Raw genomic sequence first — 16855 nt, 5'->3', positions numbered from 1 at the left:
AAAAACCGCCTCATGTCAATTTGAGGCGGTTTTTCTAATATACACTTATGCTGAATTCAGGGATTCCTATTTAAAAATCACATTTGGCAAAATACCCGTCCAGGCTTCCGGCAACTTGCTAACGTTAAAAATTCTTGCGAGTACCAATGAAGTATTCTTATTGCTGTTGAAGTCTGTAACCAATCCTCTTTTTCTAATCTTAGGTCCGGTAATTGCCCAGGGAACCTGCATCTCGTTCATGGAAACACCCCCATGACCTTTGTTAATGCCGCCATGGTCGGTGATCAACAGAAAATGCGTGTCTTTGTAAAGCCCTTCTGCTTTTAACTTGTCCAACAAAGCGCCAATCGCAACATCTGCGGCTTCAATCGCCTTAATATATGGTTCAGACATCCAGCCAAATTCATGGCCAGCATGATCCGTATGGACACTATAGAGAAAGATCAATGCCGGATCTTTCCTGTTTTTCAGCATGAAATCAAAGGCCTTGCCGTAATTCACCTGATATCCATCCTTTTCCTCAAAAGCAACCTCATCCAGGTATTTTTGATTAATGGGATTGATCAGTTCCTTCCAGTTGTAATAATAGGCCGTTTTCACATTACGTACATTGTCTTTCAGCACTTTAAAAATAGAGGGATAATAACCTTGCTCATCCACAGCTATTGCTGGCAAAGGGTGCTTTTCCAATGTCCAGTTGTTTGCCGTAACCCCATGTTCTTCAGGACCGGAGCTGGTAAAGTGGCTGGTCCAATTGGGTAAGGTAATCGAAGGCATCACAGGCCTGGTGCTTAACGAAAGTACTCCTTCGGCCACGAGCTTATCAATATTGGGGTGTTTTGCCACCTTATAACCTTCTGTGCTAAATCCGTCAAGACCAAGGACCAATACCCTGGCGGGACTTTTTTGTGCCACCGCTGAAATCGAGGCTACCGATAAAAAAACCAACTTAAATAAAAACTTCTTCATGTCTAAAAATATAATAATAATCTAATATAGTCCAAGTTCTGCCAGTGCAGCATTTTGTGTTCCATCCCAGGACGACTTACAAATCACCTTAAAATACCGGAATGTTTTGGGCGAATCAAAGTTAAAGTATTGCGTCCCGCTTGAATTTGCCGCCACCTTATTGCCCAAACTGTTAAAGGTAACTCCATCTGAGCTGGTTAACAATTCAAAATCCTTAATTGCCCTGCTTCCTCCCTCTCTGTGGGTAAGAGAAAGTCCGTTCGTCGTTTTTGACGCGCTCAGATCAATAGTCAGGTAATGTGGATAACTGGCGCTATTCGAAGACCACCTGGAGTGCCAGAAAGAAAGCAGGGAACCATCGATCACCGCTTTAGCCCTCCCCTCGGCTGCAGTTTCTTCCGAACTAAAATCGCTAACCACCCAGCCGTCTTTGGCAATTTCCGGACGCGTGCTAAAATCAATTACCGGAATATTGTTCACAAACTTATAAGCATAAGATTTCAGGGTTAAAGTACCATTATTGTGCACCAGGAAGATCCTCAGTTCGTACTCCTCATTACTTCGGTAAGTAAAATCTGTTACCGGCATCTCGATATAAAAATCGTTATTCTGACCGGGCTTTACTGCATAAGCCAAAGCATTATAGTCCTTATTCGTTCCAAGCCCTTCATTATTTACATTAGGATCATTTAGAATACCAATGTTATTAACGGGGGTGTTGGAACTGAACTTTCCGCTTAAGACAATCGCCCCCTTAACCGCATTATAAGTACCCTGAAGATCAGTTATCGATGCAGTTACACTTCCATAATAGGTGTTTTTATTTTTATTCATCACCTGATTATCGTTTAATAACGCACAATCAAAAGGGGTTAAAAAAGTAGGACTGCTTCCTAAAGTATAGTTGCCAATGTGCATCATTCCTGATCCTTTATTTGGATCGGCCAACTCCGCAGTGGTTTGCATGTTATGGGGTAAATTTAAAGCATGCCCAAGCTCATGTAACAATCCGCCGTAATACAACCTGAACCACTTTCCCTTATCCGTTTTATCCGCCATGTATTTTAAATCCTGATCTTCATAGTCAAGCACAAAACAAGTTCTGTTTTTACCATAGGTTGCGCCATGATAAGGAGGTCCGGTAGGTTCTCCATTTGCCTTAAAAGAATACCTGGGCACAATATTGATAAAGTGATCGCTTGTACGTAAGGCAGGATTTGCACTGAAATAGGCTTCTATTTCTTTCCATATTGGTGCAGCACCACCCTCTGCAGTATATTCTGCGGAAGTTTTTGTACCATAGACGGTTGTGATTCTCACGCTCTTTTTAGCCGCATCGGTATACATCCCAAAAGTTTTATCGTAGCCATAAATGGCCATCTTTTCCTTATACCATTGCTGGCCCCAGAGCATCAGTTCACTTAACCTCGTTTCATAGCCTTTAATAACCTCTAAATCTTTAGGGACAAAGTAAACGACCTGCAGATTGAATTCCCGGTCCGTCAGGTTTGTCCCCGGAGTCGTACCATTCACCCTTTCAATTGGGCCGGTTGTTACTGGCGGTACCACCACCGGAGGATTGGCCACCGCTTCACTTTTCTTACAGGCAAAGGATACTCCGCCAAGCAATAAGAAGAGGATGAATTTTCTCATGGTAAATGAATTAATAACGGTATACATTGATTTCAGCTAAATGGGTGGATTTGGTGACACTGGTCGCACCGGCGGTCATCGTGATTTTCAAATATCTCCGATAACCTGGTGTCACGGGAAAAGATTGAAAAGCTTTATTGGCCGGATCCATGATTAATCCGGTGCCCAGACTTATCCAGGTGCTGCCGTCATTACTGGCTTCAATGTTAAACCGGCTAAAACCTGTACTGGCATTTTGCCTTGCAGCCAATTCCACTCTGGTTACATAAATATCCTGCTTCATATCTATAGTGAGCCAATGTGGAAAGGGCAATTCCCCTCCCTGCCATTTAGAATGCCAGTAAGTGTCTATATTACCGTCTAAAGCAGCGGTGGCTTTACCGTTAACACTGCCCTCTCCTACCAGTTCTTCAGAATCAGCACTAACCGTCCAGCCTGTTTTACTGGCTGGAGTTTCACTGAGCTTAGGCGCAACCAAAAAAATGGTCTTATTTGTTCCGATTTTATATCCATCGGCACTTACAATACTGATGGGCAACAGGTAATCGAAGGCAGGATCGAACAGCCTGGAGAAATAACTCACTTTTATCAAATCTGAAGTTGTTTTTCCGGAAGAAATGGTACTGTTAAGCGTACTGATCTGGTAGGCCTCTGCCGGAAATTTACGATAAGCAGTCAACCCCATTTTCCCCCGCTGAACATTTAAGCTGTCAAAGGCTTTATCGTCTACCGCATATTTTACGCTGATGTTGTTTTTCGGTAAACCCAATGCGCCAAATGATGCGCCAAACTCAAATGTCCGCGCTTCATCCTGATAAGGAAAAATACTGAGTTTTTGTTCGTTACCTGTAAATCTGGCGATATAAACGCTGGCACCGTCCTTAGCATCAGTCAACTCCTCATACGGAGCTTCATTTTTTTTGCATCCGGTAAACAGGGATAGTCCCAGCAAAGCAAGGCTAGCCAATTTTAATAGTTTTTTCATTTTTGAATTACATTAATATCCGGGAAATTGAACCAATTGTTTATTTCTATCCATTTCTTCCTGCGGGTAAGGATAAAAATAATATTTGCGTTGCCATACCGCCCGGCTAAAAGCTATTTTTCGCTGGTGAAAAGCAGGGTCCGACAAGATTGAACCAGCTTCTATGTTCATTCCGGTATAAGATCCTCCCTGAACAAATCCTTCTTCCTGCGGAACTTTCCACCTTCTGACATCAAAATATCTTGCTCCATTTTCCATACAAAGCTCTATTCTGCGCTCCCTTCTGATTTGGGTTCTCAATTGCACCTGTGTACCTCCGGTTAAGGCAGGAATGCCACCACGTGTACGTACCGCATTTAAGTATTTCAGCACATCAGGATTTCCCGGGTCACTTTCGTTTAATGCTTCCGCATAGATCAGGTATAGTTCTGCCAGACGGATCAGCATAGCAGGTCTTGCTAAATAAACATAAGGGCTAAAGCTAAAAGTCGGATGAATGTTCTTTCTGGAAGTATAACCTGTTTTAGGCCAGTTACGTGTTTCACCTGCTTTACCAGAGTTTCCGGTCAGAAAAAATTCAACACGTGCATTATTTGCGCCTGCTTTAGCAACAGCCGGGGTTACCGAACCATTAAAAGTGACATCAACATAAAAACGGGGCTCGCGGTTGGTATACATCGTATTGGTACCGGAAACGTAATAAGGATTTGCCGTATTGGTATAAGTATTCTCATTATATCCGGATCCGCCAATTTCGCTTCCATCCTTCATTCTGAAATCATCTACCAGTTCCTGCACCAATGCAATACCATTCCAGGGGGTCCCTTGTATAGACCGCGGGGCAGCACTGTACTCATAAGGACCAGAACTATTGGTTACCCTCAACCAGATTCCTTCATCTTTCCAACCGTCCCAATACAGGTTCCGGCAGGATAAAAAAGCAGCCCTGAAAGGATCCGCATCATTCACCCTGAACAATTTTTTTCCATTGGCTTCCGCGAGATCTATTGCTGCTTTAGCCGCTGCTGCTGCTTTCGCCCATCTGCCCGCATCATAAGTTTGGTTGATTAATTGTTTTCCATCCATATTTTTAAAATCGCCCAACTCTACATTTCCGTTATAAAGCGGACTGGCATGGAACAATAATATTTGCGCCTGTACGGCAGAAACTACGATTTGATTGATACGTCCTGTTCTGGCAGGATCAACGTCACTGGTACCTACCGTAAAATTATTGGCAGGTAAGTTCTGCTTTGCCTCTTCCATTTCCTTCATCACAAAAGCCACGCATTCATCCCAGGAACTTCTTGGAATCTGGTAGTCATCATTAGGAGATCCGGACTTTAAAGGGGCAATTTCTATAGGCCCGAATTGTTTCATCAATACCCAGTGGTAATAAGCCCTTAAAAATTGTGCTTCTCCTTTGTAACGCTTAATAATTTCTTCACCGTTGTTGAGTGCTAAAATCTCCTGGTTTTTATCAATATTTTCCAGAAAAATATTGGCCAGCCTGATTTTCTCATAATAGCCACCGGTAGTAATGTTTATGGAAGTTGCAGCAAGTGCACCACTGTTCATCGCCGGGTTTTCCCAGTTGCTGATATCCGCTTCATCGGTGGTAATGTGAAACTGAAGTCCGCCGGAAGTTAACCATGGATCCTGAACAGAACTATATAATCCTGCCAGCCAACGCTCTGTTTGTCCTCTGTTGGTAAATACACCGTCTACAGTAATCAGATTATCTGGTACAGTCTCGAAAAATCCTTTTTTACATCCTGTGGGCAACAGCGCAACGATGACCAATGCCAGGAAGAATAATTTATTTAAATTCATGATTTCAATTATTGAAAATTAACACGTAAACCAAGATTATAGGTCGTAATATTTGGATAAGAAGCACCACGCCCATCACCCAATTCCGGATCCCAGAATTTCCATCGCGAAAAGGTCAGGAGATTCGTTCCATTGGTATAGATCCTGACTTTTTTAATGCCCGCTTTTTCAAATACTTTTGAGTTAAAAGTATAACCGAGCTCCGCACTTTTCAACCTTAGATAATCTGCGCGCTGGATCCACCAGGTGCTGGTTAAATAATTTGTGGTCAGATCCTGAGTAGTAGATAAACGAGGATAAAATGGACGGGGATCGGGATTACCAGGAGTCCATCTGTTCAGTACCTGCTTGTACATATTACTGTTTGTGGGCCCGTTGGTAAATGGTGTTGTGGCATTACCACTGGCATAGTTAAAGTCAACCTGGCCTGTTCCCTGAAAGAATAAAGCAATATCAAAACCTTTATATCCCCCACCAAGATTTAACCCATAAACGATACGCGGAACAGAACCGTAACCAATAGCGGTCTGGTCATCCCCATTGATCACTCCATTACCATCTAAGTCCTTGTAACGGATGTCGCCCACCATGGTGTTACCTGCCTGATTAGGAGCGTTGGCGATTTCATTTTCCGATCGGAAAAGTCCGGTTGCAATGTATCCGAATCGCTGTCCGACTGGTTTTCCAACCCGGTCTATATAACTGTATTTCCATGGGGCATTACCATCCACAATGTTTTTATTTTTATTGTAGCTGAACACTCCTCTGAAGCTGAAGAAGCCCCGGTCAGAAAAGTTCCTGGTATAGTTCAATGTCGCATCAATTCCTTTGTTATCTACTTCCCCAATATTACTATAGGGCAGGTTTGCATAAGTAAAACCAGAATTAAAGGCAATGCTGGTGTTGGCTACCAGGATATTTCTCCTTTTTTCCTTAAATAATTCTACGATTAACTCGAGGTCATTATTTAGAAAATTCAGTTCCAATCCCAGGTTCTGCCGGTAAGAGTTTTCCCACTGTACATCTCCCCCGATACGGCTTTCGGCATAACCGGTAACAGAGGAAGGCGTATCACCAAAACCATAGGTTCCTCCAGCCCCAATAGTGGTTAAGTATAAAAATCTTAAGTCAGGATCCAATAACCCTGCATTACCCGATACACCATAGGTATACCTGAGTTTAAAGAAACTTACAATGTCATTTATGGGTTTGAAAAATGGCTCATTTGAAACAATCCATCCTGCCCCAATTGAAGGGAATAAGCCAAAGCGCTTGCTGGGGATAAAGTTATCAGAGCCCGAGTAAGAAAAATTCCCTTCTATAAAATAGCGTTCATTATAGCCATATGTTGCCCTTCCAACGAGGTTTCGCTGGCGATAAGGAATTGCACCTTTATAGGAATCGACACGGGATTGTGCATCGCTAAAATCAGATTGATTGAATAAAACCAATCCACCAAATTCACTTTTACCGAACTTCCGGTTATAGTTCAATGCAGTTTCCATATACAATCTCCGATCCCCGAAACGGGTGATTGCAAAACTCAGGTCGTTTGTACCTGTTGAAGTAATTCCTGTAATCAGATTGCCATTCGCATCTCTGCCAGTGGCATTATAAGTTTGTAAAGTCCGGCCACGTCTGTTACCTGTGCTGGAATTTACATCGTAGGCAAACATGGCTGAAACATTTAAACCCGGTGTTAAAGCCGCCAAATCCTGCGTTACTTTAATATTAGACCGCACTACATTGTTAAAAGCACTGTATACCCCGGATTGTGTCAGCGCCATATAGGGACTGATTCCGGATCCGGTTAATTGCGGATACTGACCGTTACTATATACGGTTGGGATGGTATGGGGAGGTGTAGAAGTGGTTAATGCAAAAATCTGATTTACGCCATAGTTAGGCTCATTATAATTGGTAATGTAACCATTGATACCAAAATCAAGTTTAGTGGTTTTGGTCACATTCAGATTTAAGTTACTGGTGAAGTTAAAGCGATCTAATTTTAAGGCAGAATTATAGGCATTGACATCTTCTGTTTTAAAAAGTCCTGTTTCACCGAAATAACCTGCAGAGAGGTAATATGTGGCGTTTTCAGAGCCCCCGCTTACATTTAAAGTGGCGCGTTTGTTCTGCCCATAATCCTTAAACAGCTCCTGATACCAATTCACATTGGGATACAGGTCGGGATCAACTCCGCTTGCCGTTTTATCAATTGCTTCCTGAGTATACTGAGGAGCCCTGCCCCGCATGGTTAAACCTTCGTTAAAGATGGTCATAAAGGTAGGCCCGTCTATAAAATCAGGCAATGCAGTAAATTTATTTACAGCCTGATTGAATTCTGCATTAACCGAAGGTTTACCTGCTTTCCCTTTTTTGGTATTGATTAAGATTACCCCGTTTGCACCACGTGTACCATATACTGCAGTGGCGGAAGCATCTTTTAGTACGGTAAAGCTCTCTACATCTTCCGGATCTAAATTGTTGATCGACCGGTCCGGAACGCCGTCTACCACCAGCAATGGTGTACGCGGACTGGAGCCAAAAGTGGCAATCCCCCGGATAAAGATGTCAGAACCGTCTGCTCCAGGAGCTCCACCCCTTTGGTAAGCAACCACACCTGCCAGCCGGCCTGCGATTGCACTTGTTAAATCTCTTACAGGTAGCTTAAGTTCTTCTGGTTTGATGGTAGATTGTGAACCTACCACACTTGCTTTCTTTTGCCGGCCATAACCAACAACTGCCACTTCATTCAAATTACCGGCTTCCGGTATAAGGGTAATATTGAGTGTTGTCTGATTTCCAATATCAGCCACATGTTTCTTATAGCCAACATAGCTGAATTCCAACTGACCATTGGCATCTACATCAATGCTATAAAATCCTTTGTTGTCGGTTAGCGCCACTTTTGCACTTCCTGCTACTTTAACTGATACGCCTGGTATGGGCATCCCCAATTCATCTTTTACAAAGCCGGATACTTTAAGAAATATGGCTTGCTCCCGATGCTCCGAACGGGACGACAGGTTACTCAGGATTTCCATCTTTTTCAGATGGAGATCATCACCGCTGGCGTAACTATAGCTCCAGCCTGTAATCATCATCCCACCTAACAATAGGTACTTAATTCTCATATAATTTTGTTTAGTTTGTTTGGTTATAGATGTGGTTCATCCTTTACATCAACCGTTGGTATTAAATACTTTCCGGTTTGACATTAGGTAAATCTAGGCCCAATTAAGCGCAGGAATGTAGGCTGGAAGCGTACAAAGCTTGCGCAAAAGAATGGAGCACTAAAACACTCACAAACAACAAATTACATAGCACATGAAAATTACAATGGACGCAAAAATCTGAGATTTGTTCCTATAAAAACAAATAACCCGAGCGGGAAGAATAAGAAATTGCTTAAAAAAGTGCCTGAGTATTCAAATCCCGCAACTCAGGGGACACGGCTTTTCCAATACCGTTGAAGAGAATTTTTACCCCCATCACTTTTCCAATTGATTTCTGGTATTTTGTGCGGAGTACTTTCTTACCATTCAGGATCACAGTAACGACTTTATTTTTGACACTGAGTACGATCTCCCCACCATTTGAAGCATTAAAAGCTAAGTTTCCTAAAAACTCTTCAGAACCTATAGCCTTCAATTCAGAAAAAGTATATCTGGACAACGCGACGCAGTTTTCTCTAAACAACGTGAGCAGGTGTCTATCTTTTTCTCCCAAAATAATGATCGTAGTTTCAATACATTGTACACCTGGCCTGTTTTGTTCTGCAAAAACCTTCGTAGAGAAAGAAAAATTATCACCGCTAATGTCAGATGGGTGAATATTACTAAAGCCGATCAGAAAAGGTTTTTTGGTATCCAGACCTGCAGAATCTAACTGCGCTGCCGAAACTGCTATATTTTTTGGATCAAGTGCCTTTAAATTAGCGATCGGATATGCTCTTGAGGTATCATTTCCTGAATTGGCTACCCATCCCTTCGTCTGTAAACAAATCGACACTGTATCTATCGCTTTATCTTTACGATATAAGGTTACATAAACCACCCCAGGGTTTTTGAAGAACCTGGTTATCTTATCATTTCCGGTAATGGTGGCCGGAAGCGCTTCTTCCATGCAATCCAGCTTGAATTCCTCCTCCTTATCGAAAGCACGGTCAGACTTTAATGCAAAAACCGCGGTATGTGGCACATTTCCAAAAGGATTCTCACAAACCAGTTTCACGCTGTTCAATCCTTGTTCTTTATTTAGATAAAGAAAAAAGCCAAGTAGGAAGACTATCACGATCAGTGCAAAACCGATCATTACCGGAGACAGGAGCACACGTTTTTTAAGGATCGGCTTTTCTGCTTCGGGTTGATTTTTTTCTTCCGTTAACGGCTCCTCTGCTTTTGTACTGATCTGCGAACTGGTGTAAACCAATTCAAACTCCTGCCAATCCCGGTAACCGATAAATTGGGCGAGTGCATTTCGGGTCGCCAGCTGAGGGTAATAACGCTGAGATGTTTTTAGGCGGCCAAAAATACGCTTTAGTGTATTTTCACTCAAATAAACTTTAGTTTGCTGACCCAGCAGGCTACTTAAGGTATTATAGTCTGAAGCTCTCCATTCAGCAATAGGCTTATTGCCCATTTTTTCAATGATTTTTTTGCAACAACCATCTAATGTATCAAAGTATAACGGGTTATTTGGCTGTACAGACTGATCGTTCATCTAACTATATATAACTAATAATAAACAGGTTAACTATACAAAACAATGTCTTCACTTTGGAATTCCATTTTCATTTTAAATCGCGTACTTCCTGTTAAATTTACGAAACAACTTTCCTAACGCTGCAAACATAATATAATAAGCAACAACTAAAACCAATGACGAGAAAATTTAAAGCTCTTTTTTTGCTAACCCTAACCCTTTCGATGAACAGTCTTGCTCAAAAAACAATTTTAATTGCCACTGCAAAAAATGTTCTGGTATTAGAAACAGACCAGGATAAAAGCTTATTGTCAACCTATTTTGGCAAAAAGCTCGAAAGTCCTTCTGAATACACAAGTATTAAACCTCTGGATAAATACAAACCAGGCTCGGACGACCTGTTGAATAAACGCGAAGCCTACATTGCTTCCGGATCACTAAATCTCTTAGAACCTGGTTTAAGTGTAACGCATAGCGATGGCAATAAATCAACGGTACTTACTTTTACTGCGGTTGAAGAAAAGCAGTTGGACAATAACAGAAAACTCACTATTGTTCATTTAACGGACACAAAGTATAAATTCAATGTCGATTTACACTACCTGGCCTATTTTAAGGAGGATGTAATTGAACAATGGGCAGAAATCAAACATCAGGAAAAAGGTGTGGTTGTATTGAACAAATACGCTTCGGCCAACCTTACCTTAAGCGGCCGGAAGTTCTTTTTAAAGAACCATTATAGTGGCGCGGTAAGAGAAATGCGATCAGAAGAACAACAATTATTGCATGGCATTAAAACCATTGATTCAAAATTGGGTACCAGAACCAATCTATTACATTCTTCGTCTTTTATGGTTTCTATCGATCAGCCTGCAACAGAGGAACGGGGTGAGGTCATCGCCGGTTCTTTAGCCTGGGCAGGAAATTTCAGACTTGATTTTGAAACTTTCGACGAATACTATCTGAGAATCACCGCAGGAATCAATAACTTTTCATCAAACTACACTTTGAAAGCGGGAGAAAACTTTGTCACCCCTCGTTTTGTATATACTTATTCCTCATCGGGCAAAGGCCTGGCCAGCAGAAACCTACAGGACTGGGCCCGGAATTATCAATTGCTTGATGGTAAAGGAGAGCGGTCAACGATTTTAAACAATTGGGAAACTACCTATTTCGATTTTAACGACGAAAAGCTAAATCAGCTGACCAAGGACACTAAAAAACTAGGTGTGGATGTTTTCTTATTAGATGATGGCTGGTTTGGCAATAAATATCCCCGTAATGGTGCTGCAGCCGGTCTTGGAGATTGGCAATATAACAGACAAAAACTGAAAAACGGCATCAGCTCTTTAGGTAAAGAGGCCACTGCAAATCAGGTTAAATTTGGCATTTGGCTGGAGCCGGAAATGGTAAATCCAAAAAGCGAATTGTACGAGAATCATCCGGATTGGATCATCAGACAACCGGACAGAAAAGAATTCTACATGCGAAACCAATTGGTATTGGATCTGACCAACCCAAAAGTTCAGGACTTTATATTTAAAACGGTTGATGATATCTTTAAAGAAGTGCCGGAACTTGCCTTTATCAAATGGGATTGCAATTCATTAATCTACAATGCACACTCCGCGACTTTAAAAAATCAGGATCATTTTTATATCGAATACACCAGAGGATTAACCAATGTATTGGAAAGAATCCGAAAAAAATATCCAAAAATACCAATGATGCTGTGTGCAGGCGGAGGTTCCAGAGTTGACTATGCTTCCCTAAAATATTTCACCGAATTCTGGCCCAGCGACAATACCAATGCTTACGACCGTATTTTTATCCAGTGGGAATATTCCTATTACTTCCCTTCTATCGCAGTAGACAACCACATTACCGATATGGGAAAACAGCCAATTAAGTTTAAAACTGATGTCGCCATGATGGGTAAACTAGGGTATGATGTCCGGGTGAATGAGCTGACGGAGAATGATTTACTTTTTAGCCAAAATGCGGTTCGAACGTACAACACTTTTAAAGACATCGTTTGGCATGGGCAACAGTACCGTTTGCAAGACCCTTATGAAAACAAAATCGCCTCAATTGCCTATGTAAATGACACGAAAGATCAGGCCATTGTTTTCAATTATCACGTGGCTACGCTTTTTACAAATGGCGTCATATTACCGGTTAAACTAAAAGGACTGGATGCTGCGAAGAAATACCAGGTAGAAGAAATTAACTTATATCCAGGCACAAAATCGCCGATTGACAGTAGTAAGGTATATTCCGGAGACTTTTTAATGAAAGTCGGCTTTAACCCGGAAGCGAGTGCAAATAGAACGAGTGTTGTGCTGAGGGTCAAATCGATCAGCCATTAAGCAAAAAGACATACACGATGTGCCAATGCAGGAAGCCAAATTGAAGACAGAAAATCTCACAGAAATTAGTTAGCTTTCTACCTAATTAAGAATTGAAATGCATCGTATTGCTATCTTATTTTTGTTTGTTTTATTTTTCAAACCTGCTTTGGCACAAAATAACATTGAAGTGAAGGATTATCTCAATCAGGCGCTGGATATCATGAAGGCCCAATCGATCAACAAGCATAAACTCGACTGGGAAAAGATCTATAATTTTGCCCATGAGCAGGCAAAAGACCTGGACTCGATAAAGCAAACCTATGCTGTAATTGATTCCACGTTAAAAATGTTAGCAGATCAGCATTCTCATTTTTATCCTCCTGAAATGGTGGAAGGCATTTTTAAAGGCTACCTGGCAAATGGCGAACAACTGCCCCTGGTGAAAACTGCCATTATAGAAAAGTCCTACGCTTACGTTACTGTTCCCCATTTCTATTTCGCCAATGAAGAGGAATGGGAACAATTTATCACAGATGCCTACCACAAGATCAGGGAGATGGACAAAGTCGTACTAAAGGGTTGGGTCCTGGATTTACGTGACAATGATGGAGGAATGTTACAGCCAATGATTGGTATGGTGGCTCCTTTTATACACGACGAAGACGCTTTTGGGATCAAAAAACCGGAAGGCACTGTCAGCTATTATCGTTACAGAAACAATGCTGCTTACTATGGAGACTCTTTAGTTTACCAGTACAAAACGCCTTTAATCCAGTTAAAAAACTTTGATAAGCCTCTTGTGGTTCTCATCAACAAGCGTACAGGTAGTTCCGGAGAGTTTATCGCAATGGCCTTTAAGGATAGAAAAAAAACACAACTTATAGGTCAGAAAACAACCGGACTAACCTCCTCCAATTCGGAATTTAAACTGAGTGATGGTGCTTACCTGGTCTTAACCAATGGCACACTGACAGACCGTAATGGACAGCCCTACGATGAGGTAGGAAAGGGAATAAGTCCGGATCATGTGGTAGAAAAAGAAATCGTGGATCAGGAAGAATGCATTCATCAAGCGATCAAAGTCTTAAAACAAATGGCTCAATAGTACGTCAACACCACTTTTCCTGACCGGCGTTTATCGGTAAACGCTTTATCAATAAAACTGCCCAGCTCTCTTTCAGAAAAGACGGCATCAATCGCGATATTGATTTTACCTTCTTTATAGTCTGCTATCGCCTCCACAAGATCTTTTGTAGTGCCCAGACAATTTCCAATCAAACGGATGTTCTTCATGATAAGGTGTGCCAGCAAATAACCCAATGGTGGCTTGCTCACAATTGAACTTTCCGCCAGATCTTTGAATTCTGGCTTCTGTTTATATAGTCCGCAGGTCAGATACCTGGCATCAGCATTTAGATAATCAATTAATTTTTCAAAAAAGACATCGCTAAACGGATCAAATACGACATCAAACCCGGAGGAGTACTTACTTTTATGCAGGTCAAGCTGAGCGGTCAGATCATTTGTATTTTGATATAAGATGACCTCCTGCTCTTTACCTAGCCTCTCCTGTGTAACCGGATTACTGGTGAGTACGGTAACGCGATGTCCTTTCGCCTTTAGCGCTTCAATCAGAAATAAAGAAGTATTTGAACTGCCTGATGTCACCAGAATCCGCTCCCCTTTCCTGATCTTCGCTTTTCGGATCATGGAATAGGAAGTCTGCAGGCCAATAGACATACAGGCCGCAACCTCATCGGTAATTGAATCATCGATTTTCAACAATTTTTCTGCAGCAAAAAAATCATAAGCCGCAGAAGCCCTGTTCGACGGAATCCCCCGCATAGAAATTCCTCTTTTAGGCTTCATCTCATAATCGCAATTCGGAATAACGCGATCTCCCACTTTCAGGTTTTTAACTTTTCTACCAACGGCAACCACTTCTCCGACAAAGTCAGAACCGAAACAATTATACCCTCCGGGATTATTGCTCAGGCCGTTGTTCAGGGTAAAGAGAATAGAAAGATCTCTGAAATTAATCGAGATTGCCCGTTTTTTCACTAAAACCTGGTAGGCAGCATCAGCATCCGAAGGAAATTCCGGGCGTTCAGTTGCCAGAAGACCAAAATGAAAAGGGATGCCGTGAATAGCAGCAGAATGCTGGAAAGCGTTTTTTTCTTCCGTCCCCAGAGCAGACAATAATACAAGCGATCTCATCATTTACATTAAGAATATTTTTTTCCAGGCAAGCTGTTCAACAGATAGCAAATGGCTATGAGCCACCAATCTTGCGCCAACCAGACCTTCAAAATTAAGAGAAGAACCACCGAGATCGAGGTCATAATTATTCATCATAGACTGAAATAATGAATATTGATTTTTATATAAGGTCTTATACTTCTGGTTTCCGCTGATGGCTGCCAGCTTCCCGATCAGCATGATTTTACCCGCAAAACCATGTCTCAATCCGGGATTCTCAGTGCCCATTTCATGTGTAAAACGATTGGCCATGATCTCCTCTGTTAGCAGATCGGCAGTATTTCTGATTTGTGCATCATCGAACAAATTCGATAACGTATAGATGAATAGCAAAACACCAAGATCACCATAGCTCCAGGACTGATTGGAACTGAATTCAGGTTTTCCGCTTTGTTTATCCACCTTGATCGGAAAAATTGCGTCCCCTCTGGTTGTCCTTTGCTGCAACTGGTATCCCAGAATATGATGCAACATCTCCCTTACCGGCCCTTGTTGCGCTACCCTTGGATCGGCAGCAGCTTTAGCCAATACCAATCCGGTCCCGCTGAGTCCGTGTGCAATACCGAGATTAATATGCGAAAAAAACCGGTTTGGTTCAGGTAGCAACAAACCAGGCGTGCCATTCTTTCCCCCATGATAGATCATCGCCTCAATTAGCTTGTTGATGTAGGCCGTATTCTGCTCATTTGGCTTTTCATCAAGAAAATAAGATAAGGGCCCGGATGCTCCAAACAGAAAGTCAGTATGCCCTTTTTCGATTTGTAACATCGCGCCTTTAAACATGATCTCCTCAATACCAGTCAACTCTTCTTTCACCGATTCATTCAAAAATCCCTGCTCGCAAAAGTAAGCGATAACCGCAGCAAAACCGGTTAGACCGGTCCCCATCGCTATTCCATCGAGTGAAGATGCACCTGCAGATAAACGCTGAAAGGTCTTTTCAATCTGTTGAAACGCCCTTTCCGGATACTGCTCATCATCCCTTGTTTCCGCGAGAACAGCATGGTATAAGCTGTATCCCATACCACCACCCAGCAAAGAATCATCCTCAACATCTGACTCAGCAATCCGATCGGAAAGAAGTGCATCGTCAAATGATTTTATCATCTCATATTCCATGATTTCAGTTTAATAAAGATAAAAAAACTCCTCAGGAATGGCTACCTGAGGAGAAACATTTGTGGTCTGAGACCCCAAATCTTAAAATATTTTATCCGCAAGAATAATGTACACTTCCGTCTTCAAATGCTTCTTCTTTCGGTTTAGAAGGTTCGATTGTTACTTTTGTGCAGCAGGTAAAAGTAATTCCACCCTGGATGTTTTCTAAATTAGCGTCGTCTAATTTTGAGATTGCTTTTTTATTCAAAGACAGTTTGCTGTCGTTTAATGATTTCTTTTTCATCTGGTTAAGTTTTATAGGTTATAAATTATTTACATGAATAGTGTACACTTACATCACCAATCGCTTCTTCCAGAGATGGTTTTTTGATGATTACCTCTGTGCAGCAGGTGAAAGTAACACCACCTTGAATATTTTCGAGGTTTGCATCATCCAGTTTAGAGATGGCTTTTTTGTTCAGGCTAAGTTTGCTGTCGGTTAATGATTTCTTTTTCATAATGTTTATTTTTTGATTTTGGTTAGGTTTTTAATTTTGTTAGGAACCGCAAGAGTAATGTACACTGCCAACCTCTGCGAGTTGTTCTTTCTCTTTTGGCTCAATGGTTACTTTTGTGCAGCAGGTGAAAGTGATACCACCTTGAATATTTTCCAGGTTTGCATCATCCAGTTTAGAGATGGCTTTTTTGTTCAGGCTAAGTTTGCTGTCGGTTAATGATTTCTTTTTCATCTTGTTTAATTTTAGTTTTGGTTAGGTTTTTGGGCTGGGTTATGCTTTTCCGCAAGAGTAGTGTACACTCAGGTCGCCTGCTTCTGCCTCTTCCAGGCCTTGTTTGATAATGATTTCTGTACAACAGGTGAAGCTGATTCCACCTTGAATGTTTTCCAGATTTACATCATCCAGTTTAGAGATTGCTTTTTTGTTTAAGCTAAGTTTGTTGTCGGTTAATGATTTCTTTTTCATGATTAAATAGTTTATGA

At 41.6% G+C, this 16855-nt stretch carries 14 protein-coding genes; 2 read left to right on the top strand and 12 right to left on the bottom strand.

Annotation, left to right across the window (positions count from 1 at the left end):
* Nucleotides 1-66 precede the first annotated feature (66 nt).
* The 6 genes from BLQ87_RS01085 to BLQ87_RS01060 all read right to left on the bottom strand — a co-directional run bounded on the left by BLQ87_RS01085 (nt 67) and on the right by BLQ87_RS01060 (nt 10084).
* The gene (locus tag BLQ87_RS01085; protein ID WP_074604132.1) at nt 67-969 is read right to left on the bottom strand and encodes an alkaline phosphatase family protein; all 903 of its coding nucleotides are present in this window, start codon (nt 967-969) and stop codon (nt 67-69) included.
* A 21-nt stretch (nt 970-990) separates the two neighbouring features.
* Nucleotides 991-2622 (bottom strand): discoidin domain-containing protein, encoded by a 1632-nt coding sequence (locus tag BLQ87_RS01080; protein WP_172664788.1) that lies wholly within the window; start codon nt 2620-2622, stop codon nt 991-993.
* A 10-nt stretch (nt 2623-2632) separates the two neighbouring features.
* Nucleotides 2633-3607, bottom strand: coding sequence for a discoidin domain-containing protein (locus BLQ87_RS01075; protein WP_074604128.1), 975 nt, complete (start codon nt 3605-3607; stop codon nt 2633-2635).
* Between the two features lie 12 nt (nt 3608-3619).
* On the bottom strand, nt 3620-5440 hold the full coding sequence (locus BLQ87_RS01070; protein ID WP_074604126.1) for a RagB/SusD family nutrient uptake outer membrane protein: 1821 nt from the start codon (nt 5438-5440) through the stop codon (nt 3620-3622).
* An 8-nt stretch (nt 5441-5448) separates the two neighbouring features.
* On the bottom strand, nt 5449-8577 hold the full coding sequence (locus BLQ87_RS01065) for a SusC/RagA family TonB-linked outer membrane protein (RefSeq protein ID WP_083361631.1): 3129 nt from the start codon (nt 8575-8577) through the stop codon (nt 5449-5451).
* Between the two features lie 274 nt (nt 8578-8851).
* On the bottom strand, nt 8852-10084 hold the full coding sequence (locus BLQ87_RS01060; RefSeq protein WP_143010295.1) for a hypothetical protein: 1233 nt from the start codon (nt 10082-10084) through the stop codon (nt 8852-8854).
* Nucleotides 10085-10323: 239 nt separating this feature from the next.
* On the opposite strand from BLQ87_RS01060, the gene BLQ87_RS01055 reads away from it, so the two are divergent.
* Both BLQ87_RS01055 and BLQ87_RS01050 read left to right on the top strand, forming a co-directional pair.
* The gene (locus BLQ87_RS01055) at nt 10324-12516 is read left to right on the top strand and encodes an alpha-galactosidase (RefSeq protein WP_074604119.1); all 2193 of its coding nucleotides are present in this window, start codon (nt 10324-10326) and stop codon (nt 12514-12516) included.
* Nucleotides 12517-12664: 148 nt separating this feature from the next.
* Entirely contained in the window at nt 12665-13603 is a 939-nt protein-coding gene (locus BLQ87_RS01050) for a S41 family peptidase (RefSeq protein WP_172664787.1), read from the top strand.
* Here BLQ87_RS01050 and BLQ87_RS01045 read toward each other — a convergent pair.
* The 6 genes from BLQ87_RS01045 to BLQ87_RS01020 all read right to left on the bottom strand — a co-directional run bounded on the left by BLQ87_RS01045 (nt 13597) and on the right by BLQ87_RS01020 (nt 16838).
* Entirely contained in the window at nt 13597-14718 is a 1122-nt protein-coding gene (locus BLQ87_RS01045) for a quinone oxidoreductase family protein (protein ID WP_074604115.1), read from the bottom strand. The two genes, BLQ87_RS01050 and BLQ87_RS01045, sit on opposite strands and share 7 nt — an antisense overlap.
* Entirely contained in the window at nt 14719-15876 is a 1158-nt protein-coding gene (locus BLQ87_RS01040; protein WP_074604113.1) for a lanthionine synthetase LanC family protein, read from the bottom strand. It lies immediately after the preceding gene.
* A 91-nt stretch (nt 15877-15967) separates the two neighbouring features.
* Nucleotides 15968-16159 carry a class I lanthipeptide gene (locus BLQ87_RS01035; RefSeq protein WP_074604111.1) on the bottom strand — a complete coding sequence of 64 codons (192 nt, stop codon included), beginning with the start codon at nt 16157-16159 and terminating at the stop codon, nt 15968-15970.
* 25 nt (nt 16160-16184) lie between these two features.
* Nucleotides 16185-16373 carry a class I lanthipeptide gene (locus tag BLQ87_RS01030; protein ID WP_074604109.1) on the bottom strand — a complete coding sequence of 63 codons (189 nt, stop codon included), beginning with the start codon at nt 16371-16373 and terminating at the stop codon, nt 16185-16187.
* A gap of 39 nt (nt 16374-16412) precedes the next feature.
* Nucleotides 16413-16604 carry a class I lanthipeptide gene (locus BLQ87_RS01025; protein ID WP_074604107.1) on the bottom strand — a complete coding sequence of 64 codons (192 nt, stop codon included), beginning with the start codon at nt 16602-16604 and terminating at the stop codon, nt 16413-16415.
* Nucleotides 16605-16643: 39 nt separating this feature from the next.
* Nucleotides 16644-16838: a class I lanthipeptide gene (locus tag BLQ87_RS01020; RefSeq protein WP_074604105.1), complete on the bottom strand. Its 195-nt coding sequence runs from the start codon at nt 16836-16838 to the stop codon at nt 16644-16646.
* Nucleotides 16839-16855: the final 17 nt, after the last annotated feature.

The organism is Pedobacter steynii (genome assembly GCF_900103665.1).
Classification (GTDB): Bacteria; Bacteroidota; Bacteroidia; order Sphingobacteriales; family Sphingobacteriaceae; genus Pedobacter; species Pedobacter steynii.
This window is presented reverse-complemented; position numbering and strand designations above follow the sequence as displayed.